Raw genomic sequence first — 820 nt, 5'->3', positions numbered from 1 at the left:
GGCACTGTTGCAAAGTTAGCGATGAGGCAGCCTTTTGTCTTATTCAAAGGCCTTACATTTCAAAAACTCTGCTTACCAGGCGCATTTCGCCCAGGGGATCACCATAATAAAATGCTGAGGCCTGGCCTTTGCGTAGTGCACGCATCACCTCAATACCTTTGATGGTGGCGTAAGCCGTCTTCATGGATTTAAATCCCAGCGTGGCGCCGATTATCCGTTTCAGTTTGCCATGATCGCATTCAATCACGTTGTTCCGGTACTTAATCTGTCGGTGTTCAACGTCAGACGGGCACCGGCCTTCGCGTTTGAGCAGAGCAAGCGCGCGACCATAGGCGGGCGCTTTATCCGTGTTGATGAATCGCGGGATCTGCCACTTCTTCACGTTGTTGAGGATTTTACCCAGAAACCGGTATGCAGCTTTGCTGTTACGACGGGAGGAGAGATAAAAATCGACAGTGCGGCCCCGGCTGTCGACGGCCCGGTACAGATACGCCCAGCGGCCATTGACCTTCACGTAGGTTTCATCCATGTGCCACGGGCAAAGATCGGAAGGGTTACGCCAGTACCAGCGCAGCCGTTTTTCCATTTCAGGCGCATAACGCTGAACCCAGCGGTAAATCGTGGAGTGATCGACATTCACTCCGCGTTCAGCCAGCATCTCCTGCAGCTCACGGTAACTGATGCCGTATTTGCAGTACCAGCGTACGGCCCACAGAATGATGTCACGCTGAAAATGCCGGCCTTTGAATGGGTTCATGTGCAGCTCCATCAGCAAAAGGGGATGATAAGTTTATCACCACCGACTATTTGCAACAGTGCC

The 820-nt window shown here is 52.4% G+C and carries 1 protein-coding gene; it reads right to left on the bottom strand.

The window, feature by feature from the left end; translation table 11 throughout:
- Positions 1 to 52: 52 nt before the first annotated feature.
- Positions 53 to 757: an IS6-like element IS26 family transposase gene (locus OKC43_RS21660; protein WP_001067855.1), complete on the bottom strand. Its 705-nt coding sequence runs from the start codon at positions 755 to 757 to the stop codon at positions 53 to 55.
- Positions 758 to 820: the final 63 nt, after the last annotated feature.

Origin of the sequence: Aeromonas sp. Y289-2 (assembly GCF_027705925.1) — a bacterium.
Classification (GTDB): Bacteria; Pseudomonadota; Gammaproteobacteria; order Enterobacterales; family Aeromonadaceae; genus Aeromonas; species Aeromonas veronii.
Note: the sequence above shows the minus strand (reverse complement) of the source record. Positions and strands in the feature narration are given on the sequence as shown.

Coding starts and splice junctions, on each gene's coding strand:
- OKC43_RS21660 (WP_001067855.1), bottom strand. CDS start 757: ATGAACCCATTCAAAGGCCGGCATTTTCAGCGTGACATCATTCTGTGG.